The following is a 25515-nucleotide window of genomic DNA, read 5'->3' as shown; positions in this document are numbered from 1 at the left end:
CCAAGTTTACGGAAAAATCGGCAAAAACTTGTCTAAAAATAGAGAAATCTTGAATATATCATACTATTTTAACAGTTTCACTTATCTTTGTTCTAGATAGTTTTATACCCATATAAATGAGCAAACTTATTTCAGGATTTTCTAAGTTAACTAAAGATGAAAAAATTAGTTGGTTAACAGAAAATTACTTCCATAATAAAAAAGAAACTGTAAAAATTCTTACCCAATATTGGAATGAAGATAAAAACTTACAGAAACTTCATGATGATTTTATAGAAAATACAATTACCAATTTTTATTTGCCTTTTGGTATTGCTCCAAATTTTGTAATTAATGACAGAGCATATGTAATACCAATGGTTGTTGAAGAAAGTTCTGTAGTTGCAGCAGCTTCTTTAGTTGGAAAGTTTTGGAGTACTAGAGGCGGTTTTAAAACCAAAGTTATTGGTACTACAAAAATTGGTCAGGTTCATTTTATGTATGCAGGTACAAAAACTGAAATTGAAGAGTATTTTAATAAAAATAAAACTGAATTATTTGCTGCTACAGCTTCCATTACCAAAAATATGGAAAAACGTGGAGGTGGAATTTTAGATATAAAATTAGTAGACAAAACAGATAAGTTAGATAATTATTATCAACTACATGTAACCTTTGAAACAAAAGATTCAATGGGTGCAAATTTTATAAATTCTTGTTTAGAAGCTATTGCTAAAAAGTTTGAAAAAGAAGATATAGAAATTGTAATGAGCATACTTTCTAATTATGTTCCAGAATGTTTGGTAAGAGCAGAAGTTAGTTGTAAAATTGAAGAACTTGGTGGAGTAAACCCTCAAAAATTTGCAGAGAAATTTTATCAAGCTGTAAAGATTGCAGAAATAGAACCTTATAGAGCAGTTACACATAATAAAGGTATAATGAACGGAATTGATGCTGTTGTTTTAGCAACTGGTAATGATTTTAGAGCAATTGAAGCTGGTGCACATGCTTATGCTGCAAAATCTGGTGAATATGCTAGTTTATCTCATTGTTCTATAGATGATGGAATTTTTAAATTTTGGATTGAAATTCCGTTAGCTTTAGGTACTGTTGGAGGCTTAACTGCTTTACATCCTATGGCTAAAATGTCTTTAGAAATGTTACAAAAACCATCTGCAAGAACGTTAATGCAAATAATGGCAGCAGCAGGTTTAGCACAAAATTTTGCAGCATTAAGAGCTTTAACAACTAAAGGGATTCAGCATGGACACATGAAAATGCATTTGCAAAATATTTTAAATCAATTCAATGCAAATGATAAAGAAAAAGAAATTGTTACTGCATATTTTGAAAAAAGAACCGTTTCTCATTCTGCAGTTGTTGAAAAAATAAATTCATTAAGAGAACCAAAAATTAATTGGATAGATTTTACTGACAAAAACATTGTGAGATCAAAATTATCAAAGTTAAAAAGCGATACAAAACCTTTGTTTGGTAAAATGAATGGGCAACAAATGATTGAACATTTAAGCTTTTTATTGCAAATTTCTAATGGTAAAGTAAATGCAGATTATTTTGTTTCTGATGAAAAATCTGCCAGAAGAAAACCTTTTTTAAATACTGCAGGAGAATTGCAAGTTGGTTTTAAAGCGCCTATGTTATCTGAAGAACCTAATAAAGTAAAATTTGCAAATGTAGGTGAAGCAATGAATGATTTGTTTAACCAAATTGATGATTTCTATACTCATTTTAAAACAGCTACTTCAGAAAACCATCCGTTTTTTGGAGAATTAGATTATGAGTATTGGCAAAAATTTCATGTAAAACATTTTACACATCATTTTAAACAATTTGGGCTGGTATAATGAATTATTATTCTAATGGAAAATTATTGTTAACAGGAGAATATCTTGTTTTAGATGGAGCAAAAGCTTTGGCTGTTCCTACTAAATTTGGACAAGATTTAATTGTTGAAAAAATAAAAGAACCTGAGTTAATTTGGGGTAGTTTTACACATACAGGAGAATGTTGGTTTGAAGCAGTTTTTGATGTAAAAAAACTACGTTTAATAAGTTGTACCTATAATTCTGACAAAGAAGGAAGTGGAGAAGTAATTGCAGAAACTTTATTAGAAATTTTAAAAGAAGCTAAAAATTTAAATCCACATTTTTTAGAAGTAGAACATGGTTTTGTTGTTAAAACAGAATTGACTTTTCCAAGAAATTGGGGATTAGGAAGTTCATCTACATTAATAAATTCGATTGCTAGTTGGGCAAAAGTTGATGCTTTTAAGTTGCTATGGAATTCTTTTAAAGGAAGTGGTTATGATATTGCTTGTGCACAAAATGACACTCCAATTTTTTATCAAATAGAAAAAGATTTCTCGACTGCGCTCGAAATGACACCAATAGTTGAACAAGTAGGATTCAATCCAATTTTTAAAGAAAATTTATTTTTTTTATATCTAAATGAAAAGCAAGATTCTAAAGAAGGAATAGCAAAATTTAGAGAATCGAATCTTATTTTTGAGAAAGAAATCATAAGAATTTCAGAAATTTCTGATGAACTTTTAAAAGTTGATTCTTTAGAAGATTTTGAGAAATTAATTGTAGAACATGAGCAAATTATAAGCTCAATTATAAAATTAAAACCAGTTAAAGAAAAGTTGTTTCCAGATTATTTTGGTGTAATTAAAAGTTTAGGTGCTTGGGGTGGAGATTTTGTTTTAGTAACAGGAAATAAAGAAACACCTATGTATTTTAAGAACAAAGGATTTGAAACAATTCTACCTTATTCAGAAATGATTTTATAAACAAGTCATATCGAGTGAATTTATTGAAGAATGAAATAAATTTGTATCGAGATAATTAATTAATGAGTTCTCGATACAATTTTGAAAAAAATCAAAATTAATCGAACTGAAAATATCGAAAAAATGAGTAAAATAATAATAATTGGAGGAGGAGCAGCAGGTTATTTTACGGCCATTAATGCAAAAGAAAATAATCCAGAGTTAGACATTACAATATTAGAAAAAGGGAAAGAAGTTTTACAAAAAGTAAAAATTTCTGGAGGTGGAAGATGTAATGTTACGCATGCATGTTTTATTCCTAAAGAGTTAACAGAATTTTATCCAAGAGGAAAAAAAGAATTGTTGGGTCCTTTTCATCAATTTATGACAGGTGATACTTTTGAATGGTTTGAAGAAAGAGGAGTGCCCTTAAAAATTGAAGAAGATAATAGAGTTTTTCCAGAAGCAAATACGAGTCAAGCAATTATAGATTGTTTTCAAAATGCTGTTGATAAGTTAAATATTAAGGTGTTAACAAACTGTGGTGTAAATGAGGTTTATCAACAAGAAAATAAATGGATTGTAAACACTAAAAGTGAAGTTTTTAAAGCAGATAAAGTAATTGTTGCTGCAGGAAGTTCTAAAAAAGTATGGGAGTTGTGTAAAACATTAGATCATACAATTGTAGAACCTGTTCCGTCTTTATTTACTTTTAATATAAATGATAAAAGATTGGTAGATTTATTGGGGACTTCAGTACCTAATGCTACTGTAAAAATTGTAAACACAAAATTAGAAGCTTCAGGACCATTATTAATTACACATTGGGGAATGAGTGGACCTTCAGTTTTAAAACTTTCTGCATTTGGTGCAAGAGTTTTAGCGGATAAAAATTATCAGTATAATGTAGAGGTAAATTGGTTGTCTAGACCTACAGATAAAGTTTTAAATGTATTATTAAACTTAAAAAAGAAAGAACCTAGAAAAACCGTTATTTTAAAATCGCCTTTTTCAGAAGTTTCTAAAAGATTATGGGAGCGTTTTGTAATAGCTTCTGGTATAAAGCAAAATCAAAATTGGGCAGATTTAAAAAACATCCAAAAAGAAACTTTAGCAAATCAATTAACAAAAGGTATTTTTAATGCCAATGGTAGAACTACTTTTAAAGATGAGTTTGTAACTGCTGGAGGAATTGATTTAAAAGAAATTAATTTTAAACGTTTTGAAAGTAAAAAGCATAAAAACCTCTTTTTTGTAGGTGAAGTTTTAAATATTGATGCAGTAACTGGAGGTTTTAATTTTCAGAATGCATGGACAGGAGGCTATATTTGTGCGAAAGCAATTTCAGAATAACTAGATTAAGTAAAACTGTCAATTCGAGTGAATTTAAAAACGTAAGTTTTTAAATTTGTATCGAGAATAAGTTTTACGAAATGAAAATTCTCGATACAATTTCAATCAAAAAATCGAAATCACTAGAACTGACAAACTCATAACTAATCAAATCTAATTTATAATGGCAAGAACAGAATCAAACGAATTTGCAGTAGGAAAAAAAGCACCAGATTTTACATTAATAAATACTGTAGATGATAGTTTTGTTTCATTACAAGAAGCAAGAGGAGAAAAAGGAACTGTAATTATGTTTATATGTAATCATTGTCCGTTTGTAATTCATGTTAATTCAGCCTTAGTTAAAATGGCTAATGAGTATCAACAAAAAGGAATAAATTTTATTGCAATTAGTTCTAATGATGTTGCAAATTATCCACAAGATTCTCCAGAATTAATGCAAGAATTAGCAAAAACTGAAAATTTTCCTTTTCCATATTTGTATGATGAAACTCAAGAAGTAGCAAAAGCTTATGATGCTGCTTGTACACCAGATTTTTATGTTTTTGATACTGACTTAAAAGCTGTGTATCATGGGCAATTAGATGATTCTAGACCCGGAAATGGGAAACCAGTTACAGGAAAAGATTTAAGATTGTCTTTAGATTATTTATTAGAAAATAAATCTCCTATAGAAAACCCTAAACCTAGTTTGGGTTGTGGTATTAAATGGAAATAGATTGTTGTGATTCGCTAACGGTCTTGTACAAGATTTAGTTGCGTGTTTAAGTTATAAATTTAGTAAATAATTCCTGAGCAAAGAAAGTCCGTGAGGACTTTCGTAAATGTGCTCTTGCCAAGCAATTAATTTTGTACGTTGTTGGCATTTCGTATTTTATTTTTTCCGTTTGTAATGATTCTGTGTTATTTGGTTTAAATATCTTTTTGTTTCAATTAGTTCGAATTTCAGTTCGTTCGGAAGTTCTGTAAATAAGGAAGAGCCACCACCTAATAAAACCGGAATTGTGGTAAGTACCATTTCATCAATCAAATCCTCCTTTAAAAAACTTCTGATGGTTGTTCCTCCATCAATATATAATTTATGAAATCCATTTTTATGAATTTGGTCTAAAATTTCCGTCAAAGTTCCTTTGACTAAAAAAGCCTTTTCTTTATGGCTTTCAGGAATTTCATTTAATTTGTTACTCAAAACAAAAACTGGTTTGTTATATGGCCAAGGAACATCAAATCCGATAACAGTTTCGAATGTTGTTCGTCCCATAACCAGAGCATCAATTCCGTTGGTGAATTCCACATATCCCATATCATCATTGTCGGGATTTGGAATAGACTGTAGCCAATCAAGACCTCCATTTTTGTCTGAGATATAACCGTCTAAACTTGTTGCAATAAATACTTTGTTTTTATTATCCATAATTATCTTGTATAATTTAAAGGTGCAAAACTCTTATAATCTGCAATGAAAAAATTGTACAGAATTTACCTTTGAATTTTTTTTAAATGTTCTTTAGGGCTATAACCGCAAAATCCCTTAAAAATCTTTATAAAATGTGACTGGTCATAAAAACCTGATTGTAATCCTATTTCTGTCAAATTATAGGCTTTGTTATTTTCAATTAATTGGATAGTTTCATTAACTTTTTTTAGTTTAAAGTATTGATTTGGCGTTATTTTGTAATGCTTTTTAAATTTTTTAATAAAGTTTTTTTGAGAAATTTCAATTGATTGGTTAAAACTCTGCATAACTCCATTGTTTAAATCTTTCTTAGAAATAAACTGTTCATATTTTATTAAATCTTTATCCAATTGAATTTTACAGAAAATGTTTTCTAATTCCGATTCTAATTTTTTGAAATTAGGTGTATTACTTTCAAAAAGAAATTCATAAACTATTTCAGATAGGTATTCAAAATCTTTAGTACCTAATTTATCTAAAAGAAAACCAAAACAAAATGGCTTCAAAATTAATCCAGCAGAGTTGTATATTCCAGATATTTTTGTTTGAAATGGCTCTGTTTTTAAGCCTGAAATTATTTGATGTACATATTTATTTTTAAAACTTTCTACATTCTGACCATCAACATTAAATGTGTTTCCATAATTAAAAATAAGTTCTGTAAATAAAGCAGCATAATGATTGGATTCAATGTTTAATTCAGGTGCTTGACCAATCCAAATGAAATCTACAAATTGGTTTAGAGGTGCACTTGGTCTATATGTTTTTTCAGAAATCAAATTTAATTTTGAAGTTTTTCACTATATGAATGCCAACTTAAGACGATTATGATGTCCGTTTTAATGAGTTATAATCGGCGTTAGCCGAAGTTCTATTGTTTTTCGTTTAGAAACAAACTAAATTATTAAAGAAATGTTCTTTTATTTTTTCAACTCTTTTAAATGAATAGTTTGTATAGCTTTTGGTTCTATTGTTGTTGTATAGTTGTTACCTTTTACGTCCATAGAAACTTCAATAGATTCATTTTTATTATTATAAATTACTACAGCTAAAGAACCATCAGTGTTTTTTGCAGCAGTATAAATAAGTCCTTCTAATTCTTTGCTTTTTGAGTCAATTCTAACTGCATTTGGACGAATAAATTTACTAAAATGACTCAGTAAATAATAAAGAGGTGTATAAATAACTTCATCTGTTTCTGGGTTTATTAAAACAGGAGCACTATTAAAATTATCGTAAGGATTTGGCTTTCCTTCATTACTTAAAATCATACACCATTCTACATAACCTTGAGTTCCATGATTTACATCAGAAATAATATCATAAGCATAGGTTTCAAATGGGATAAATTTTCCTGCATAATCTGTACTTTCTCTCCAATATTGTCCTATTGGGTCTTGGGCATCAATATCAATACTAGATTCTGTATGAATAATGCCTTTATCTGGCCAATTTTGTTGCAATTTATCTAGTTCTTCTGCATAATAATTATTCTCTTTTAATTCTGAATTTGCATACCAATGAAAAGCAGTTCCCCAAGCGTATTTAGAAGCTTCAGTATCTTTATAAGTTGCATCTGCATAATTATTCATTACAGATTTGTTATGATCGTAAATAAGAATTTTAACTCCTTTATTTAAGTCATCAATATTCAAATGTCCGTCTTTTACAAATTGAGGACCTAAGTGATTTTTTAAGAAATCTCTACCTTGTTCAGGTGTAAATCCATTACTATCCCATCTTGCATCATGATTGTGTAAAGGCTCGTTTTGTGGCGTTATTGCCCAAATATTAATTCCTTGTTTTTGGTAAGCACTTACGTATTTTGATAAATATTTTGCCCAAACAGGATAGTATTTTGGAAGCAAACTACCATTTGTCATTTCTTTTGTTTCTCCAGTTTTCATCCATGAAGGAGGACTCCAAGGTGAAGCTATAATTTTAAAATCTGCACCATCTATTGTTGAGGCTTCTAAAATCATAGGTATCAAATCATAAGAAGGTTCTATAAGTTCGATGTTTTTTACTTGTTCATTTTCATCACCAGAAAAACCTTTTAAATCTTCATGAATACTAAAAGAATTTAGAGATTCATCTCCATCTTTTACATATGTATAATGATTGTTAGCATAATCGCTACTATTTATATGAGTTCTTGTTAAACTAAATCCTGCTCCTTTTGTTGGGTTAAATAAGTTGGTAAGTACTTCTTTACGAAGTTTTTTAGGTATTGTAGCTAAATTCCAAGCAGAAGATTCTGTAAATGAAGCACCAAAACCATAATATTTTTGAAATTCTTTTTGTGGATTAATTTCTAACTTTACCTTTTTTAGATTATTATTTGATCTATTTATAGAATCTAAATTGAGTATTTTTAAATTATCACCAGCATAAGAAGTTTGATAAACTTTAATAGCGTAAGCTTGTTTTTCTTTCTCTTCTTTACAGCCAATAAATAAGATAAAAATTGCTAAATATAGTAGGATTTGATTGTTAAGTTTGATGTTCATAATTGCTGCAAAATTTCTTAAAATTAGTATAGTATATCTAGTTTTAATTGTTGTTCTACTTTAATTTTTCCAGAATTTAATACTTTGTTATTTGTGTGATGATTGTTTTTTTCTCCCCATAAAAAAGCAATGTATTTAACTGAATTATTTTGAAATGTATTGTTAGAAATATCAACATTAACTATGCCCCTTGTTTTTAGTAATATGTTACTTTTCTCTTTATTTCCAGAGTTTCTAAAAGTACAATTTGTAACTTTTAATCTTCCTCCAATTGTAGATTCATCATAACCACCTCTATAATAATGAATCACATTTTTTTGGATGTTTGTAATTTCACAATTATGTAACGTAACCATATAAGCATTGTAATCTCCTTTTTGTTCAGAAGCTAAAACAATTCCGTTTTCACAGTTTTGTATTTTGGTGTTTTGAAAAGTAATATTATCAGCAAAAGAACCTTTGTGAGCTTGTATAACAGTAGAAAAACTTTGTAATGTTGAATTGTTTACAGATACATTATATGCTGCAGACATGTTTTCTTTTAAGGTTTCAAAAGCAATTTGATTTGTTGTGCTACTTAAATTTACACTTTCAAGAATTAAATTTCCATAAGGATGCATTTTAAACGCAGGAATATTTTTATCACCAGTAAAAACAATTTGAGCATTATTACTTGATTGAATAGTTATTTTTTTATCGATTTTAAGAGAAGAATTAATCGTGTAAACTTTCTCTGTTAAGTTGATGATATCACCATTTTTAGCATTTGTAATTTTAGTGTTTAAATCGTCATTTTTAGAAACATTGATTGTATTTGGTTTTACAATTGTTTTTTCTGATGAAAACCAATTTGGACCATATTTTTTGATGTCAATTTTAAATTTTTCTGCAGCTTTTATGTTTGTAATGGCACCAACATTATTTTTATTAGTTCTTAAGCTTCCAAAAAGGTCTGTTTTAATTTTATCAAAATCATAACCAATAAAAACATCATTAAAAATTTCAGATTGAGAAGCTTCAGGTACAAACAACCAATCATTTATTTGCTTCATTTTAATGTCTTGATTATTTAAAACGTTAAACTTTGTAAATGCAGTTCCGTTATTATCTAACAAGTTATTTTTAAATAAAATTCCATCCATATTATCATGATTGATAAACGGATTTTGATCTTCTTTATGATTGTAAATTAAATTATTTGCAATTACAGAACGAATTGGAGGTGCAGAACGAATTTCATATTTTGGTAAAACACCAGCACTGGCAACATTTTGACCAACACCAATTTGTATGGGCGATTTACAATCTACCCAAGTATTGTAAGCAACAACAACATCTGTAACTTGTTTATATCTATTAATTGGAGTCATATTTATACCATTCATAACCGCTAAAGGGCTTCTGAATTTTGAGCCATTTATTTTATAGAAATAGTTGTTTGTTATAAAATGACCTGTACTAACCAATCTAATTCCTCCATAAAAATCAGAATCATCATCACCAATAAAAAAATTACCATCTACAGTAGAAAAACTACCATGTCTTAAAACCAAAGAACCTTCGCATTTGTAAAAAATATTGTTTTTAAAGGTGTTAAAATTCGTTTTGTCTGATATAATTTCTACTTCACCATTACAAGCTTCAAAATAGTTGTCAGAAACATTTACAAAACCAGAACTCATAGAAGTTTTACTATCTCCAATACGAATGGTTTCTGCTCTTGGGCCACCTTTTCTAGGTCTTGGACCAAAGTAATTATTAACTATTTGATGATAATTACTAACGTTTTTATTTCCATTTTGAAAAACCCTAATTGTTTCTCCATCATTAGATTTTCCTTCAATATAACAATGGTCTAATTTGTTGTATTTACCATAAAATTCAATCCAATGATCGTTGGTTAATCTACTTGGTTTGGTAAAGTTTTTAATAATTGTATTTGTAATTCTAGTATGAAAAGCTGTAGAATCCTTACCAATTCTGTATCTAAGAATACTTATTTCTGGGCTATAACCATTTCTAAAAAACAATCCATCAACTACTAAATATTCTCCTCCTAAATGCAAATAAGATTTTCCTTCAAAAAATACGTTTCCAGAATTTTCTGCTTTTAAAATAATAGGATTTTCTTTAGTACCAATTCCGTAAAATTTAATTTGAGCGTCTTTATAAACTCCGTCTTTTAAAACAATTTCTGTTCCTGCTTTTATGTTTTTAAGAGCTTTGTTTAATTCTGATGTGTTTGTTACTATTAATGAGTTAATATTTGAATTATTCTTACAAGAAGTAATAAAGAAAAAAGTAAAAAGAAGTAAGGCAGTATTTAGGGTTTTAAAATAGATATTCATCTTTAAACGAGTTAGATGTTTATAATGGATGAAGGTACTATTTATTATTTAAGAAAGGAATTGTTTTTTAGTCATTAATACAGGTTTTTTCTTTTGATAAAATTCATATTCAAAAACGAATGTTGTTATTAATTTTTTATTTTGAAATTTTTTAATTTCCTTTAAAAGCCCATTTTTATTAACCAATTTCTCCACGATGAGGTTTTAAAGCATCTCTATAAACTTTCATATCTTTTTCATCAACAGTTATAAATGCAGCAAATAACATTGGGTTCTTTTCTTGAATATCAATTTCATGAAAAGCAAGATTTTCTATGGTTGCAAATTCTTTTAAGTGAATTGTATGATGTTTTGCTGTTTCTTGTGCATCTGGACCTCTAAAATCCCACAATAGTTTTATTTTTCTAGACATTTTTAAATATTTTACGGTTTACTGTCATTTCGACCTTGTGGAGAAATCTTAATGAGTTAAAAAATAACTTTAGAATTTTTAGACTTCAATTAATTTACTCAAAATGACAATTTTGCTTTTAATGATTGATAAAAATAAACATTTCACCCGTTTTAAAACTGATTTCTACAGTATTTTCTATGGCTTTATTTCTTGTACCAATTCTGTTTCCAAAAGTTAAATTTTCATTTTTTAATGAATATTGTAATCCTTTTGTAACTATGTTTTTAGCCTCAGGAAAAGGGACTAATGAAATTGTTTTGTCATCACAATTTAAGATTTCAGTTTTCTTATCAGCTAAAAAATATTGACTATAATCATCAAAAAAAGTAAGTTTTAATTTTTCTTTCCACTGAATAGCAGTGTGTAAGTTTCCTAAAAAATGATCGTGTTCTTTACCACTTGCTCCAAAAACATCAATGTTTTTAAAACCTTTGTCAAATAAAATTTGAAGCATTTTATCAAAATCTGTAAACTCTTGGTTTGGTGTGTGAATTACTTCAATATCTTTTGGTAAATCGTTTAAAGAATCAAAATCGCCACTAATAAAATGGGGAGTTATTTTTTTTTCTTTTAAATATTTATAAGCACCATCTGTTGCACAAATAACTTTGTAATTTGAAAGTTTAGGAAGATTTTTAGGGGGCTCTCCGTTTAAAAGTAAAAACACTTTTGATGTATTCATAAAAACAAAAATACCCATTTCAGAATAAATGAAATGGGTATTTTGTAATTGTTAGTAAGGTCTTTATTTTTCTTTTAAAATAAGACCTATAATACCTAGTCTTGCTATTAAAAAAGCAACCATTCCAAATGCAGGAGAAAGTAGCGCTATTTTTAAACCAGCTGCTAAAATTTTGTGAGAAATTCCTTCAGTTATAGAAATTGCATCAAAAGCACTAATTAAACCAATCATCATTCCTAAAAAACCCCATACTAAGGCAAAAAGGCTTATAGATTTTATAAGTTTTAAAGCTTTTCCATTAGCATCTCCTTTTAAAAATGCTTTTAAAATTAAAGTAATGCAAATTAGTAATGTAATTAAAATTGTGTACATAAATAATGGACCGCCATCACTTAAAAGATTTAAAGGTAATAATTTCATAATGAGTTTATTTTTAATGTTAATATACACCAAAAGTATTTTAAAGTTACTTTTGAAAATAAAAAAAACGATATCTTAAGAAAAGTAAACTGTAAACAACCAAATAATTACTGTTTTTAACAAAAATGACTTAATTTGGTAAACTAACCTTTGTTTTAAGAATTTCGTCGCAAATTTAAGTTAGATATTATATAAAGTTAGATATTGCTCTTTAATGAAAAATGTAAGTCCATTTATTAATTTTGTTTTACAAGCTGTTTTACACGTCTTTTTTTGGGTAGGTGTGTATTTTTTTTACACCTATTTTTTAGGCTATGGTAGTAACAATATTAAATATGTAAATTCATTTTCGGCATTTTTAATGCCAAGTACCATTATAGTTTGTTACGTTTTTTTATATTATTTAATTCCAAATTTTCTTCAAAAGAAAAAGTATTTCTATTTTATTTTATACAGTATTTATTCGTTTATAATTACAACTAGTTTTCTAATTTTATCTATACTTTATGGTTTTGTATTGTTAGAAAGTCCAGATAAAAACACAGTAATTCCGTTAACTAAAAGTTTACCCTTTATTGTTTTTGGAGTTTATATGGTTATTTTGTTTGTAATTGTAATTGGTTTAGTGGTTTATAATTATTTATCACAAATAAAAACAGAAGATTTAAAAAGCAAGTTTTTAGAAACCCAATTGCAATTAAAAGAGCAAGAATTAAAGTTTTTAAAGATGCAAATTCACCCTCATTTTTTGTTTAATTCTTTAAATACTATTTATGGTTTTGCTATTGCTAAAGCAGATGAAGCTCCAGAAATGATTTTAAAATTATCTAATTTATTAGACTATATTTTATATCAAGTAGAAAAACCAAAAGTGTTATTGTCTGAAGAATTAAATCATTTAGAAGATTATATTTCTTTAGAAAAAATGCGTTTTCACGATACTTTAAAAGTGAATTTTAAAAAAGATAAGTTAAATGAAGCTATTCAAATTCCGCCAATGTTATTAATTCCATTTGTAGAAAATAGTTTTAAACATGGAGTAATTATTGATGAGATTTTAAGTGTAAATATTAATCTTACAACAAAAAATAATTCTTTGTTTTTTGAAGTTGAAAATTCATCAACTTTAAAAGAAGAAAAGAATATTGGAATAGGATTAGAAAACATTAAAAAACGATTAGAAATGCTTTATCCAAACAAACATCAATTAGAAATATTAGAAAAAGAACATTCGTTTAAAGTACTTTTAAAAATTGAATTTTAAAAAATGAGTAAAATTAATTGTGTTATTGTTGATGATGAACCAGTTGCTAGAAAGATTTTAGAATCTTTTGTGGCTAAAATACCTAATTTAAACTTGGTGCAAAGTTGTAAAAATGCCATGGAAGCCTTTGACGTTGCAAATAAAAATAACATCGATTTGTTTTTCTTAGATATAAATATGCCAGATGTTTCTGGTTTGTCTTTAGCAAAAACTATCAATAAAAAATCTAAAATAATTTTTACAACTGCTTACAGAGAATATGCTGTAGATGGATTTGATTTACAGGCTGTAGATTATTTGCTAAAACCTATTGCTTTTGATCGTTTTTTACAAGCAATAAATAAATTTATAGAAACTAAGGTCGAAATAAATTTGCCTACAAAAAAAGAGGAAAGCATAGAAAAACCAAATTACATTTTTGTAAGATCTGAACGTAAAATGGTAAAAGTGGTTTTTGATGAAATTCTATATATAGAAAGTTTATCTGATTATATAAAAATTTATACAAACGAGCATATTTTGGTAACTAGAGAAACAATTTCTAATATAGAAATGAAGTTGCCTTCTCAACAATTTTTAAGAGTACATAGATCTTTTATTGTTAATTTAAATAAAACAGATTCATATACAAACGAGTTTGTAGAAATTGAGAAAAAAGCAATTCCTATTAGCAGAACTTATAAAGAAAATGTGCTAAAAAAGTTAACCGATATTTAGACGAAATAGTTTTATCTTTGAAGCAAATATTTAGACTTTGAATACATCAGAATTTATAGCAGCATCATCTAATAAATCAATTGAAAAAGCAAGTTTTACATGGCAAACACCAAGTAATATAGCATTGGTAAAATATTGGGGTAAAAGCAATCCTCAAATTCCAAAAAATGCTTCCATTAGTTTTACTTTAAACAATTGCCACACCATAACTACTATAGAATTTGAGCAAAAAGAAAAAACAGAAGAGGTAGAATTCGATTTGTTTTTTGAAGGAAAACAAAAAGATGCCTTTAAACCTAAAATTGCAGCATTCTTTACAAGAATAAAAGAATATTGTCCTTATATTTTTGAATATAAAATGACTATAAATTCAGAAAATTCATTTCCACACTCAAGTGGAATTGCATCTTCTGCAAGTGGTTTAAGTGCAATTGCAATGTGTTTAATGAGTTTAGAATCTGAATTAAATACAAGTTTATCTAAAGAATACATTAATAAAAAAGCTTCTTTTTTAGCAAGATTAGGATCTGGAAGTGCAAGTAGAAGCATAGAAGGACCATTAGTAGTTTGGGGAAATCACCCAGAAATTGAAGGAAGCTCAGATTTGTTTGGAGTTCAGTTTCCTTACAAAGTTCATTCGGTTTTTGAAAACTATCAAGATGCTATTTTGTTGGTAGATAAAGGCGAAAAACAAGTATCTAGCACAGTAGGTCATAATTTAATGCACAATCATCCTTATGCAGAAAATAGGTTTTTGCAAGCCAATGATAACTTGTCTAAAATATCAGAAATTCTTAAAAATGGAGATGTAAAATCATTTATAAACCTGGTAGAAAGCGAAGCTTTAACCTTGCATGCAATGATGCTTACAAGTAACCCTTATTTTATATTAATGAAACCAAATACCTTAGAAATTATTAATAGTATTTGGGAGTACAGAAATGAAAACAATAGCAATATCTGTTTTACCTTAGATGCAGGTGCAAATGTGCATGTTTTATATCCTGAAGCAGAAAAAGATACAGTTAATAATTTTATAGAAAACAAGCTTTCTAAGTACTGTCAAAAAAATCAGTATATTTGTGATACTGTGGGTTTTGGAGCTAAACAATTATAAGGTTCGCAGAAAATTATTAATAAATGAAAGTTCTATTACAGTTAGTTTCTTTAAGTTTTTTTCTATTTACAATGTCTGTTTCTTCTCAAGAAACTATTTGGTTAGATGCAGAATTAAAAGAAGTAAATCAATCAAATTCTATCTATTATAAAGTGTTTTCTAAAAACAAAAAAGAAGCAACTTATTTTTATAAAAGCGGTAAAGTTTTTAGAAAGTATAAATATAGAAATAGAAAACCAATAGGAGTTTTTTCTGAATATTATGAAACAGGAGAATTAAAAATTTCTGGGAAGTATGAAGATGGATTAGAAGAAGGAATTTGGAAAACATACTACAAAAACGGAAAAATTAAAGAAAGAGGAAAGTATAAAAACGGTGAAAAAGTGGGAATTTGGAAGGCGTTTTATAAGAATTTTTAAATCTTATTTTTAAAAGTTGTATTTTTGCATAACTATTTGAAAGAAAAATGAAAGGACCATTATTTTACGCTAAAATTCTTCTCTTTGGAGAGTATGGAATTATCAAAGATTCTAAAGGTTTAGCAATTCCGTTTAACGCATACAGAGGAGCTTTAAAAACTTCATCAGAATTATCTGGTACGCCTAAAGTTTCTAATGAAAATTTACAACGTTTTTTTCAGCATTTATCTACTTTAGATACCACTTTGGTTTCTTTTAATTTAAATGAATTAGAAAGAGATGTAAATAACGGAATGTATTTTGATTCTTCAATACCTCAAGGTTATGGAGTAGGTAGTTCTGGTGCTTTGGTTGCATCAATCTATGATAAATATGCTAATGATAAAATTACAGTTCTAGAAAACTTAACCAGAGAAAAATTATTAAAGCTTAAAGAGATATTTTCTTTAATGGAATCTTTTTTTCATGGTAAAAGTTCTGGTTTAGACCCTTTAAATAGTTATTTAAGTTTACCAATTTTAATTAATTCTAAAGACAATGTAGAGCCTGCAGGAATCCCTTCTCAAAAAGAAGGAAAAGGAGCTGTGTTCTTATTAGATTCTGAACAAATTGGAGAAACAGAGCCTATGGTAAACATCTTTATGAACAAGATGAAAAACGAAGGTTTTAGAAAAATGATTAGTGAAGAGTTTGCTACAACTACAGATGCCTGTATTGACGATTTTTTACATGGAAATGTAAAATCGTTATTTGGAAATGTAAAATCGTTATCAAAGTTAGTTTTAAAGAATTTTAAACCTATGATTCCTGATGCTTTTCATAAAGTATGGGAAAATGGAATTAAAACTAATGATTATTACTTAAAACTTTGTGGATCTGGTGGTGGAGGTTATATATTAGGCTTTACCGAAGATTATGAAAAGGCTCAAAAAAGCCTTGAGAATTATAAGCTAGAATTGGTTTATAGGTTCTAAGAATATGACTAGCTTTAAATTAAAAAGAATTATTTTTAAATTTTTTAGCTTACTTTCTGTTATAAGAGGTTATAACATTCTTGTTTTAGTTTTTGCTCAATATTTAGCTGCTATTTTTATTTTTTCACCTAAAAAATCTGCAAGAAACATTGTATTAGATGTAGACTTGTTTTTAATTGTTTTAGCAAGTGTTTGTGTAGTTGCTGCTGGGTATATAATTAATAATTTTTATGATGTTAAGGTTGATAAAATTAATAGGCCTCTAAAAGCAAATATTGATAATTACGTAAAACAATCTACTAAATTAACCTTGTATTTTGTTTTAAATGCTTTAGGTTTTCTCTTTGGGCTCTTAATTTCCGTAAAAGCAGCATTGTTTTTTTCAGTATATATTTTTGGTATTTGGTTTTATTCTCATAAGCTTAAAAAATACCCTTTAATAGGTTTAATAGTGGTAACAACTTTAACTTTGCTACCTTTTTTTGCCGTTTTTGTGTATTTTAAGAATTTTTCGAAAATTATTTTTGTGCACGCTATTTTCTTATTTTTAGTTTTAATGGTAAGAGAATTGTTAAAGGATTTACAAAATTTAAAAGGTGCAATAGTTAATGATTATGATTCTTTTCCTATTGTTTATGGAGAGAAAAGAACCAAGCAGTTTTCAATATTTTTATTACTATTAACTCTTATTCCTGTTATTATTTTATTCAATTATCCAGCAATAAGTTATATGAAATATTACTTTTATTTTGCGTTGATAGTACTTGTTTTTTTAGGAACTTATTTATGGAGTTCTACCAATACAAATCAATATAGATTAATGCATAATGTTTTGAAAGTGTTGCTTTTAATTGGTGTTTTTTCTTTAATTTTTATTGATACTTCTTTAATTGTAGAAAAAGTGATAGAGAGATTGAATTAAAGTTTTTTATGCCTATTTTTGCAAAAATTTTAAGTAATGAAATCAAATAGAAACTCGTCGAGAGGACGACAAGAAGGTAAAAAAAGTAGTCCTCTAAGTAGAAAAAGCAAACCTTTAGCTAGAAAAAGTACTAAAAAAACTTTTACTAAAATTAAAGAAACTCCAAAGTCTAACGAATCTTCAGGAATTCGTTTAAACAAATACATTGCAAATTCTGGTGTTTGTTCTCGTAGAGAAGCAGATACATATATAGAACATGGAAGTGTTGAGGTGAATGGAAAATTAGTAACTGAAATGGGTTACAAAGTTCAACCAGATGATGTTGTTCGTTTTGACGGAACTTCAATTTCTCCAGAACAAAAAAGATATATTTTACTGAATAAACCTAAGAATTACATAACTACAATGGATGATGATAGAGGTAGAAAAACAGTAATGGAATTAGTTGCAAATGCATCTAAAGAAAGAATTTATCCTGTTGGTAGGTTAGATAGAAATACAACTGGATTGTTGTTGTTTACAAACGATGGTGATTTGGCTAAAAAATTAACGCATCCTAAGCACAATGTACGTAAGTTATACCATGCTTCATTAGATAGAAAGTTAGATTTAAAAGATTTAGAAAAATTAAGAGGAGAGGTAATCATTGAAGGAAGAAAAGTATTTATTGATGCTGTTTCTTATGTAGATGGTCAGCCAAAAACGGAAGTTGGAATAGAAATTCATTCTGGAAGAAATAGAATTGTTCGTAAAATATTTGAACATGTAGGTTACAAAGTAAATAAACTTGATAGAGTAATTTTTGCTGAATTAACTAAGAAAAACTTACCAAGAGGAAGATGGAGAGAGTTAACTAATTTAGAGTTGGCAAATCTTCAGAAAATGCAATAAATAATAAAAATCCAGTTTTTAAACTGGATTTTTTTATGCTTAGAATTTAATTATCTTAGACAAGAAAATTTTAGTTTATGTTAGATAAAGAACTTCAACTTATTGATAAGTACACAAATCATTATAAAACTGTAAATCTAAAAGTTTCTGAATCTAGTGTTGGTTGGCATTTAGATCATTCCTTAAAAGTTATCAATTTAGTTAATGATACAATTAAAAAATCTAAAGAATCAGAATTTAAAAAAGAGTTTAGTGGCTTAAGTTTACTAACTTTTACATTTGGCTTTTTTCCTAGAGGAAAAGCAAGATCTCCAAAAAGAGTATTGCCTCCAGAGGTTATTTTAAAAGAGGACATAGAAAATCAATTAAAAATAGCCAAAGAACATTTAAAAAGTTTTGAGGCTTTAGATGATAATCAATTTTTTACTCATCCTTTATTTAAACAATTAAATAAAAGACAAACTCAAAAATTTTTAAAATTACACACCAATCATCACTTAAAAATTATAAAAGAAATTTTAAGGTAATTTTAGAGGTTTACTACTATAAAATCTAGAATTCTAGCTGCTAAATTTGCAGTATTAGTATCAACATCAAAAGTTGGATTTAGTTCTGCTATATCACAAGAAATTACCTTTTTACTTTTAAAAATGTGACTAAGAGTTTTAAAAACAAAATTAGGACTAAAACCTAATGGAGATGGAGCACTAACTCCTGTTGCATAAGCAGAAGAAAAGCCATCTAAATCTATTGTAACATACAAATAGTCTACTTTATTTATAAATGAATTTAGTTTGTTTTCTATATCAGAATTAAAAGAATCACATTCAAAACTATTTATAATATTAACGTTTTTATCATGAGCTATTTGAAACAATTCTTTGGTATTAGACTGTTGTTGAATTCCTAATACAAGATAATCGACATTATCATTTTCTGTTAAAATCTGGTTGAAAGGAGTCCCAGAATTGGCTTGTGTTTCAAGTGGTCTTAAATCAAAATGAGCATCAAAATTTATAATGCCAATTTTGTTTTTTTGTTTGCCTTTTAAAGCTTTTTTAATTCCATTAAAATTTGCGTAAGCAATATCATGACCACCACCAATTGCAATAGGAAAATTATTGTTTGATATTAATTTTTGAACGATTGCTGAAAGTCCTTTTTGACAATCTTCTAAGTTTTCATCCACACAAATAATATCTCCAAAATCTGTTATGTTTTTATTTTTAAAGTGAATTGGGAGTTTGCCTAACTTATTTCTAACAGATTTAGGTCCGTTTTTTGCACCTATTCTACCTTTATTTCTTCTTACTCCTTCATCACAAATATATCCAATAATTCCAATATTTGTTTCGCTATTAAATTGAATATCATCAATATGAGAAACTTTAATATCTTGATGCCAGTATTGGTTTTTTAATGCAGTTTTTCTTCCAGAAAAATTGTTTGCATCCCCTTTTGTATAGTTGATGTTTAAATCTTTTAAAATACTCATAAATTAAATGTATTTAATTTCTTCACCTTTTAAAAATACTGTTTCTATAATAGGATTTCCAAAAGAATATGGAATAAAATTGTAAGAACTGATTTCTTTAGTCAATATTAAGTTTGCTAATTTTCCTTTAGTAATAGAACCTGTTTTATTTTTAAGATTCATTGCATAAGCTCCATTAATTGTTGCTGCATTTATAGCTTCTTCTGGAGTCATTTTCATTTTTATGCAAGCTGTAGAAACTACAAAATTCATGTTTCCAGAAGGAGTGCTTCCTGGGTTGTAATCTGTTGCTAAAGCTAATGGTAAACCAGCGTTAATCATTTTTCTTGCAGGTGTATAAGGAATGCTTAAAAAATAAGAACAACTAGGCAATGCAACAGGCATAGTTTTGGTGTTTTTTAAAGCTGCTATATCTTCTGTTCTCATTTCTTCTAAATGATCTACAGATAAAGCATTGTGCTTAATACCAACTTGTACTCCATTAATTGCTGTAAATTGATTAACATGGATTTTACCTTTTAAATTATATTCTTTTCCAGCTTTTAATATTTTTTCAGTGTCTTCAATTGTAAAATATCCTGTTTCACAAAAGATGTCAATAAAATCGGCTAAGTTTTCTTCTTTTATAACAGGTAAAATATCATCAATTAGCATTTGTAAATAATCACTTTTGTTATTTTTATATTGATTAGGAACTGCATGAGCACCTAAAAAAGTTGCTTTTATTTCTATAGGATAATTCTCTTTTAATTTTTTAATGACTCTTAACATTTTAAGTTCAGAATCTTTTGTCAACCCATAACCCGATTTAATTTCTACTGCACCAGTTCCTAAATGTATAATTTCCTCTAAACGTTTTTTACTTTGATTGTAAAGCTCATTTTCTGAAGTTACTTGTAGTTTTTTGGCAGAATTAAGAATTCCACCACCTTTTTCTGCAATTTCTTTATAAGAAAGACCTTTAATTCTATCTACAAACTCATTTTCTCTATTACCAGCATAAACTATATGAGTATGAGAATCGCACCAAGAAGGGAGTATCATTTTACCTGTAGCATCAACAGTTTTATAAGTCGATTTAGGGCAATCTTTCATATCACCAAAGTCTGAAATCAACCCGTTTTCAACTAATAAAAAAGCATTTTTAATGGTTGGTAAAGTGTTCATTTCTTTGCCAGAAACAAAATCGATATTTTTTTCTCTAACTTGAATTAATTCTTTTATGTTTATAAAAAGTACATTCATTAAAATAAGTTATTTAGGTGTTTTTCTTCTACTAAGTTAGGCAATGTTACTTTAAGATTTGGTGTTCTTTCCATTTCTCTTTTAATAGCAAATATTGCTTCAGAATTTCTTGCCCAACTTCTTCTTGCAATTCCATTGTTTACATCGTAAAAAAGCATGTTTTCAATTTTTTCTTCTGCATCTTTTGTGCCATCTAATAACATTCCAAAACCGCCATTTGTAACTTCTCCCCAGCCAACTCCACCACCATTGTGAATAGAAACCCAACTTGCACCTCTAAAACTATCGCCAATAACATTATGAATTGCCATGTCTGCAGTAAATTTACTTCCATCATAAATGTTTGAAGTTTCTCTATAAGGAGAATCTGTACCACTAACATCATGATGATCTCTTCCTAAAATTACAGGTCCTATTTTACCTTTTTTAATAGCATTGTTAAAAGCTTTTGCAATGTTTATTCTTCCTTGGGCATCTGCATATAAAATTCTTGCTTGAGAACCAACTACCATTTTATTTGCTTTTGCATTTTTTATCCAAGTAATGTTGTCTTGCATTTGTAGTTTAATTTCTTCAGGAGAATTATCCATCAATTCTTGTAAAACTTCTGCTGCAATTTCATCGGTTTTATCTAAATCTTCAGAAGATCCTGAAGCACAAACCCATCTAAAAGGACCAAAACCATAATCAAAACACATGGGTCCTAAAATATCTTGAACATAAGAAGGATATTTAAAATCGATGTTATTATCTGCCATTACATCAGCTCCAGCTCTTGAAGATTCAAGTAAAAAAGCATTTCCATAATCAAAAAAGTAAGTTCCTTTTTTAGTGTGATTATTAATAGATTTTGCATGTCTTCTTAAAGATTCTTGTACTTTTTCTTTAAATGAACTTGGATTTTCTTTGATAAGAATATTTGATTCTTCAAAAGTTAATCCAATTGGATAATAACCACCAGTCCAAGGAATGTGTAAAGATGTTTGATCTGAACCAATATGAATAAAGATATTTTCTTCATCAAAACGTTCCCAAACTTCAACAACATTTCCAATGTATGCTATAGAAATAACTTCGTTGTTTTTTTGTGCTTCTTTAACTCTTGTAATTAATTCATCTATAGAATCAATAAGCAAATCTACCCAACCTTGTTGGTGTCTTTTAGTTGCTGCTTTAGGGTTTACTTCTGCAGCAATTGTAATGCAACCAGCAATATTACCCGCTTTTGGTTGAGCGCCACTCATGCCTCCTAAACCAGCAGTTAAAAATATTTTTCCTTTAGGAGATTCTTCCTTTTTTAATATTTTTCTAAATGCATTCATTACTGTAATTGTAGTTCCATGTACAATTCCTTGAGGGCCAATATACATAAATGATCCAGCTGTCATTTGTCCATATTGAGTTACACCTAATGCATTAAATTTTTCCCAATCGTTTGGTTTTGAGTAGTTAGGTATCATCATTCCATTTGTAACTACAACTCTAGGTGCATTTTTAGAAGATGGAAATAATCCCATTGGATGACCAGAATATAAATGCAATGTTTGTTCTTCTGTCATAGTTGCTAAATATTGCATTGTTAAAAGATATTGAGCCCAATTTTGAAAAACAGCACCATTACCACCATATGTAATTAATTCTTCTGGATGTTGAGCAACCTCTGGATTTAAATTGTTGCTAATCATTAACATAATTGCTGCAGCTTGCTGACTTTTTGCAGGATAATCTGAAATTGATTTTGCGTAAATATTGTAAGTTGGTTTAAATCTATACATGTAGATTCTGCCATATTCTATTAATTCTTGAGCAAACTCGTTTGCCAACTCTTGATGCCATTCTTTTGGAAAATAACGAAGAGCATTTTTTATAGCTAACTGCTTTTCTTCTTTAGATAATAGATCTACTCTTTTTGGGGCTCTATTTCCATTTTTTGGATATTCTTTTTTAACTGGAAGAATATCTGGAATTCCTTGTAGAATTTGTTCTTTAAAAGTCATAATTAAATTTATTTTACAATGAATTTTTTGTTTTTAACTAATGATATCATATTGTTTATATCATCTTTTAAAAGTCTATCATCTTCTAATTTATCAACTTTTTCTCTAATGATTTCATGATTTTTTTCGATAACTTTAGAAAAAGTATTCGGTCTTCTAAATTCTAAAGATTGAGCTGCATACATTAACTCAATGGCAAGAATTTTTTCTAAATTTTCTAAAATCTGATTGAATTTTCTCCCAGAAATACTTCCCATAGATACATGATCTTCTTGACCTAAAGAGGTTGGAATGCTATCTGCAGAAGGAGGGAAGCATAAAGATTTGTTTTCTGTAACTAAAGCAGCAGTTGTGTATTGAGGAATCATAAAACCAGAATTTAATCCGCCTTTAGCAGTTAATAATCTAGGTAATCCATATTTGCCTTCTAATAATAAAAAACATCGTCTGTCTGCAATGTTTCCTAATTCTGCAGCAGCAATAGAACAATAATCTAAAGCCATTGCTAATGGTTGTCCATGAAAATTACCTCCCGAAATTGCTTCTGTTTCACTTAAAACAATAGGATTGTCTGTTACAGAATTCATTTCAATTTCTGCTAATTCTAAAAGATGGTAATAAGCATTTCTAGAAGCGCCATGAACTTGAGGAATACATCTCATAGAATATGGGTCTTGAACACGTTCGCAATTTTCATGAGAAGTTATGTTTTGAGATTCTTTAAACAAATATTCCATTCTTTCTGCAACTTTAATATTTCCTTTAAAAGGTCTAATGCTATGCAGTTCTTTTTTAAAAGGAGAAGCACTCCCTTTGTAGCCCTCTATACTCATTGCACCAGAAACATCAGCCAAATCTAAAAGATATTCCATTTTTAGAAGTCCTGTTATGGTGTGTGCTAAAATAAATTGAGTACCATTTATCAACCCTAAACCTTCTTTAGCTCTTAATTCTAGTGGTTTTAAATGATGACTTTTTAAAACATCTTTTGCAGGTAAAATTTCATTTCCAACCCAAAAATCTCCTTCACCAATTAAAGGTAAAAAAAGATGAGAAAGTGGAGCTAGATCTCCTGAAGCACCTACAGAACCTTGTTTAGGAACTGTTGGTAATAAATCATTTTCTATAAAGTAAATTATTCTTTCAATTAATTTTAAACGAACACCTGAATAACCTTGGCAAAGTGCATGTACTTTACAAATCATCATGATTTTTGAAAGTTCTTTATCAATATTTTCACCAACTCCAACAGCGTGAGTAATTAATAAGTTTTTTTGAAGAAGATTTGTTTCTTCTGGTGAAATTTGAACATCGCATAATGGACCAAACCCTGTATTTATACCATAAACAACTTTATTGTTTTGTGTAATGGTATCAACTTTTTTTCTGCAAGAAATTATTTTTTCTTTAGCAATAGGGTCAATTTGTGCTTTTAATTTGCCATTGCTTATGTTTTTTACTTTATCTAAAGTAAGTTTATCTATTCCGTATTTAAACATTCTTTTATAATTGGTATTGAATCTTTACAAAGTTATAATTACTTTTGATGCTTTATAATACTGTTTAATTTATAAATTAATAACTATGAGTTATCAAATTGAATTAAGGCATATTCGTTATTTTTTAGCGGTTGCTGAAGAATTACATTTTAGAAAAGCAGCAGAAAAGTTATTTATTTCTCAACCTGGATTAAGTAGGCAGATTAAAATGTTTGAGGAAGAGTTAGGGGTTGTTTTGTTTGAAAGGCATAATAGAAAAGTAGTTTTAACTAAAGTAGGTGAGTATCTTAAAAATGAGTTTAGAATACAGTTAAAAACACTTTCTCATACCTTAGAAAATGCAAAATTATTACATAATGGAAAAAAAGGAGAATTAAAAATAGGTTATGTAGGTTCTGCAATGCAAGATGTTATTCCTAATTTATTATTGAACTTTGAGAAAAATCATCCAGATATATTGTTTGATTTAAAAGAGAATGATAATCAAAAACAAATTGCAGATTTATTATCTTTTTCTTCTGATATAGGATTTGTAAGATTAGAACGAGTTCCTAGAACTTTAGAGAAAAAAACCATACTAAAAGAAAATTTTTGTTTGGTTTTACCAGAGAAACACAAAATTAATTCAGAAAATTTTGAATCTTTAAAGCAATTTAAAGAAGAATCTTTTATTCTTTTCAACTCAAAATACAGTGCTTCCTATTATGAAAAAGTAATGCAAATATTTGATGATTGTAATTTTGCTCCAATTATTTCTCATAATACAATACACTCAAGCTCAATATTTAAATTGGTTGAACATAATTTTGGACTTTCAATAGTGCCAAAATCTCTTGCAAAAAAAAGAGGATACAAAATTAAGTTTATAGAGTTAAATTCAATTTCTCAAAAAACTACACTTTCAGTAATCTGGAATAAAAAAAATACAAACCCAATATTAAATGATGTTTTAGCGTTGTTGTAAAAAGAGATAAGTAAATAT

At 28.0% G+C, this 25515-nt stretch carries 24 protein-coding genes and 1 pseudogene; 14 read left to right on the top strand and 11 right to left on the bottom strand.

The genetic code is table 11. From position 1 onward, the window contains the following. Positions 1 to 116: 116 nt before the first annotated feature. The 5 genes and pseudogenes from MPF13_RS09425 to MPF13_RS09405 all read left to right on the top strand — a co-directional run. Positions 117 to 1385 (top strand): annotated as a pseudogene (locus MPF13_RS09425) (hydroxymethylglutaryl-CoA reductase, degradative); the annotation flags it as partial. Between the two features lie 93 nt (positions 1386 to 1478). Then, entirely contained in the window at positions 1479 to 1844 is a 366-nt protein-coding gene (locus tag MPF13_RS15660; protein ID WP_349666028.1) for a DUF1569 domain-containing protein, read from the top strand. Next, positions 1844 to 2791, top strand: coding sequence for a GYDIA family GHMP kinase (locus tag MPF13_RS09415; protein ID WP_249982254.1), 948 nt, complete (start codon positions 1844 to 1846; stop codon positions 2789 to 2791). The genes MPF13_RS15660 and MPF13_RS09415 overlap by 1 nt, the downstream gene beginning before the upstream one ends. 123 nt (positions 2792 to 2914) lie before the next feature. Further along, entirely contained in the window at positions 2915 to 4123 is a 1209-nt protein-coding gene (locus MPF13_RS09410; protein WP_249982253.1) for a BaiN/RdsA family NAD(P)/FAD-dependent oxidoreductase, read from the top strand. Between the two features lie 163 nt (positions 4124 to 4286). Further along, positions 4287 to 4841, top strand: a complete 555-nt coding sequence (locus tag MPF13_RS09405) for a thioredoxin family protein (protein ID WP_249982252.1) — start codon at positions 4287 to 4289, stop codon at positions 4839 to 4841. Positions 4842 to 4997: 156 nt separating this feature from the next. Here MPF13_RS09405 and MPF13_RS09400 read toward each other — a convergent pair whose 3' ends face one another. From MPF13_RS09400 to MPF13_RS09370, 7 genes are all read right to left on the bottom strand, one after another. Next, a complete protein-coding gene (locus MPF13_RS09400) occupies positions 4998 to 5537 on the bottom strand; it encodes a dihydrofolate reductase family protein (RefSeq protein ID WP_249982251.1) in 540 nt (179 codons plus the stop codon). A 65-nt stretch (positions 5538 to 5602) separates the two neighbouring features. Further along, positions 5603 to 6358, bottom strand: a complete 756-nt coding sequence (locus MPF13_RS09395) for a helix-turn-helix domain-containing protein (RefSeq protein ID WP_249982250.1) — start codon at positions 6356 to 6358, stop codon at positions 5603 to 5605. 141 nt (positions 6359 to 6499) lie between these two features. Then, positions 6500 to 8089 carry a glycoside hydrolase family 30 protein gene (locus tag MPF13_RS09390; RefSeq protein WP_249982249.1) on the bottom strand — a complete coding sequence of 530 codons (1590 nt, stop codon included), beginning with the start codon at positions 8087 to 8089 and terminating at the stop codon, positions 6500 to 6502. A gap of 23 nt (positions 8090 to 8112) precedes the next feature. Then, on the bottom strand, positions 8113 to 10437 hold the full coding sequence (locus MPF13_RS09385; RefSeq protein WP_249982248.1) for a chondroitinase-B domain-containing protein: 2325 nt from the start codon (positions 10435 to 10437) through the stop codon (positions 8113 to 8115). 178 nt (positions 10438 to 10615) lie between these two features. Next, the gene (locus tag MPF13_RS09380; protein ID WP_249982247.1) at positions 10616 to 10849 is read right to left on the bottom strand and encodes a hypothetical protein; all 234 of its coding nucleotides are present in this window, start codon (positions 10847 to 10849) and stop codon (positions 10616 to 10618) included. 118 nt (positions 10850 to 10967) lie between these two features. Continuing rightward, positions 10968 to 11573: a thiamine diphosphokinase gene (locus MPF13_RS09375; protein WP_249982328.1), complete on the bottom strand. Its 606-nt coding sequence runs from the start codon at positions 11571 to 11573 to the stop codon at positions 10968 to 10970. A gap of 63 nt (positions 11574 to 11636) precedes the next feature. Continuing rightward, the gene (locus MPF13_RS09370; RefSeq protein WP_249982246.1) at positions 11637 to 11993 is read right to left on the bottom strand and encodes a MotA/TolQ/ExbB proton channel family protein; all 357 of its coding nucleotides are present in this window, start codon (positions 11991 to 11993) and stop codon (positions 11637 to 11639) included. Between the two features lie 214 nt (positions 11994 to 12207). Here MPF13_RS09370 and MPF13_RS09365 point away from each other — a divergent pair, with 214 nt between their 5' ends. The 8 genes from MPF13_RS09365 to MPF13_RS09330 all read left to right on the top strand — a co-directional run bounded on the left by MPF13_RS09365 (position 12208) and on the right by MPF13_RS09330 (position 18824). Then, positions 12208 to 13257: a sensor histidine kinase gene (locus MPF13_RS09365; RefSeq protein WP_249982245.1), complete on the top strand. Its 1050-nt coding sequence runs from the start codon at positions 12208 to 12210 to the stop codon at positions 13255 to 13257. Positions 13258 to 13260: 3 nt separating this feature from the next. Then, entirely contained in the window at positions 13261 to 13974 is a 714-nt protein-coding gene (locus MPF13_RS09360) for a LytR/AlgR family response regulator transcription factor (protein ID WP_249982244.1), read from the top strand. A 37-nt stretch (positions 13975 to 14011) separates the two neighbouring features. After that, a complete protein-coding gene (locus tag MPF13_RS09355; RefSeq protein WP_249982243.1) occupies positions 14012 to 15091 on the top strand; it encodes a diphosphomevalonate decarboxylase in 1080 nt (359 codons plus the stop codon). A 23-nt stretch (positions 15092 to 15114) separates the two neighbouring features. Then, the gene (locus MPF13_RS09350) at positions 15115 to 15510 is read left to right on the top strand and encodes a toxin-antitoxin system YwqK family antitoxin (protein ID WP_249982242.1); all 396 of its coding nucleotides are present in this window, start codon (positions 15115 to 15117) and stop codon (positions 15508 to 15510) included. 47 nt (positions 15511 to 15557) lie between these two features. Then, positions 15558 to 16484 carry a mevalonate kinase family protein gene (locus MPF13_RS09345; RefSeq protein ID WP_249982241.1) on the top strand — a complete coding sequence of 309 codons (927 nt, stop codon included), beginning with the start codon at positions 15558 to 15560 and terminating at the stop codon, positions 16482 to 16484. A gap of 4 nt (positions 16485 to 16488) precedes the next feature. After that, on the top strand, positions 16489 to 17406 hold the full coding sequence (locus MPF13_RS09340; RefSeq protein WP_249982240.1) for a geranylgeranylglycerol-phosphate geranylgeranyltransferase: 918 nt from the start codon (positions 16489 to 16491) through the stop codon (positions 17404 to 17406). A 36-nt stretch (positions 17407 to 17442) separates the two neighbouring features. Further along, the gene (locus MPF13_RS09335; protein WP_249982239.1) at positions 17443 to 18297 is read left to right on the top strand and encodes a pseudouridine synthase; all 855 of its coding nucleotides are present in this window, start codon (positions 17443 to 17445) and stop codon (positions 18295 to 18297) included. A 77-nt stretch (positions 18298 to 18374) separates the two neighbouring features. After that, positions 18375 to 18824, top strand: coding sequence for a DUF1569 domain-containing protein (locus MPF13_RS09330; protein WP_249982238.1), 450 nt, complete (start codon positions 18375 to 18377; stop codon positions 18822 to 18824). A gap of 2 nt (positions 18825 to 18826) precedes the next feature. On the opposite strand, the gene hutG is transcribed toward MPF13_RS09330, so the two are convergent. The 4 genes from hutG to hutH are packed head-to-tail and all read right to left on the bottom strand — an operon-like array spanning position 18827 to position 24533. Further along, entirely contained in the window at positions 18827 to 19792 is a 966-nt protein-coding gene (gene hutG, locus MPF13_RS09325; protein WP_249982237.1) for a formimidoylglutamase, read from the bottom strand. Positions 19793 to 19795: 3 nt separating this feature from the next. Next, the gene (hutI, locus tag MPF13_RS09320; protein ID WP_249982236.1) at positions 19796 to 21037 is read right to left on the bottom strand and encodes an imidazolonepropionase; all 1242 of its coding nucleotides are present in this window, start codon (positions 21035 to 21037) and stop codon (positions 19796 to 19798) included. Continuing rightward, entirely contained in the window at positions 21037 to 23034 is a 1998-nt protein-coding gene (hutU, locus tag MPF13_RS09315) for a urocanate hydratase (RefSeq protein ID WP_249982235.1), read from the bottom strand. The genes hutI and hutU overlap by 1 nt, the downstream gene beginning before the upstream one ends. An 8-nt stretch (positions 23035 to 23042) precedes the next feature. Beyond that, a complete protein-coding gene (gene hutH, locus MPF13_RS09310) occupies positions 23043 to 24533 on the bottom strand; it encodes a histidine ammonia-lyase (RefSeq protein WP_249982233.1) in 1491 nt (496 codons plus the stop codon). A gap of 85 nt (positions 24534 to 24618) precedes the next feature. On the opposite strand from hutH, the gene MPF13_RS09305 reads away from it, so the two are divergent. Next, positions 24619 to 25497 carry a LysR substrate-binding domain-containing protein gene (locus MPF13_RS09305; protein ID WP_249982232.1) on the top strand — a complete coding sequence of 293 codons (879 nt, stop codon included), beginning with the start codon at positions 24619 to 24621 and terminating at the stop codon, positions 25495 to 25497. The last annotated feature ends 18 nt before the right edge of the window (positions 25498 to 25515 follow it).

The sequence above is a fragment of the Polaribacter sp. Z022 genome, assembly GCF_023555495.1.
In the GTDB taxonomy this organism is placed as follows: domain Bacteria; phylum Bacteroidota; class Bacteroidia; order Flavobacteriales; family Flavobacteriaceae; genus Polaribacter.
The sequence above is the reverse complement of the archived record's forward strand: the minus strand, read 5'-3'. Positions and strand labels throughout refer to the sequence as shown.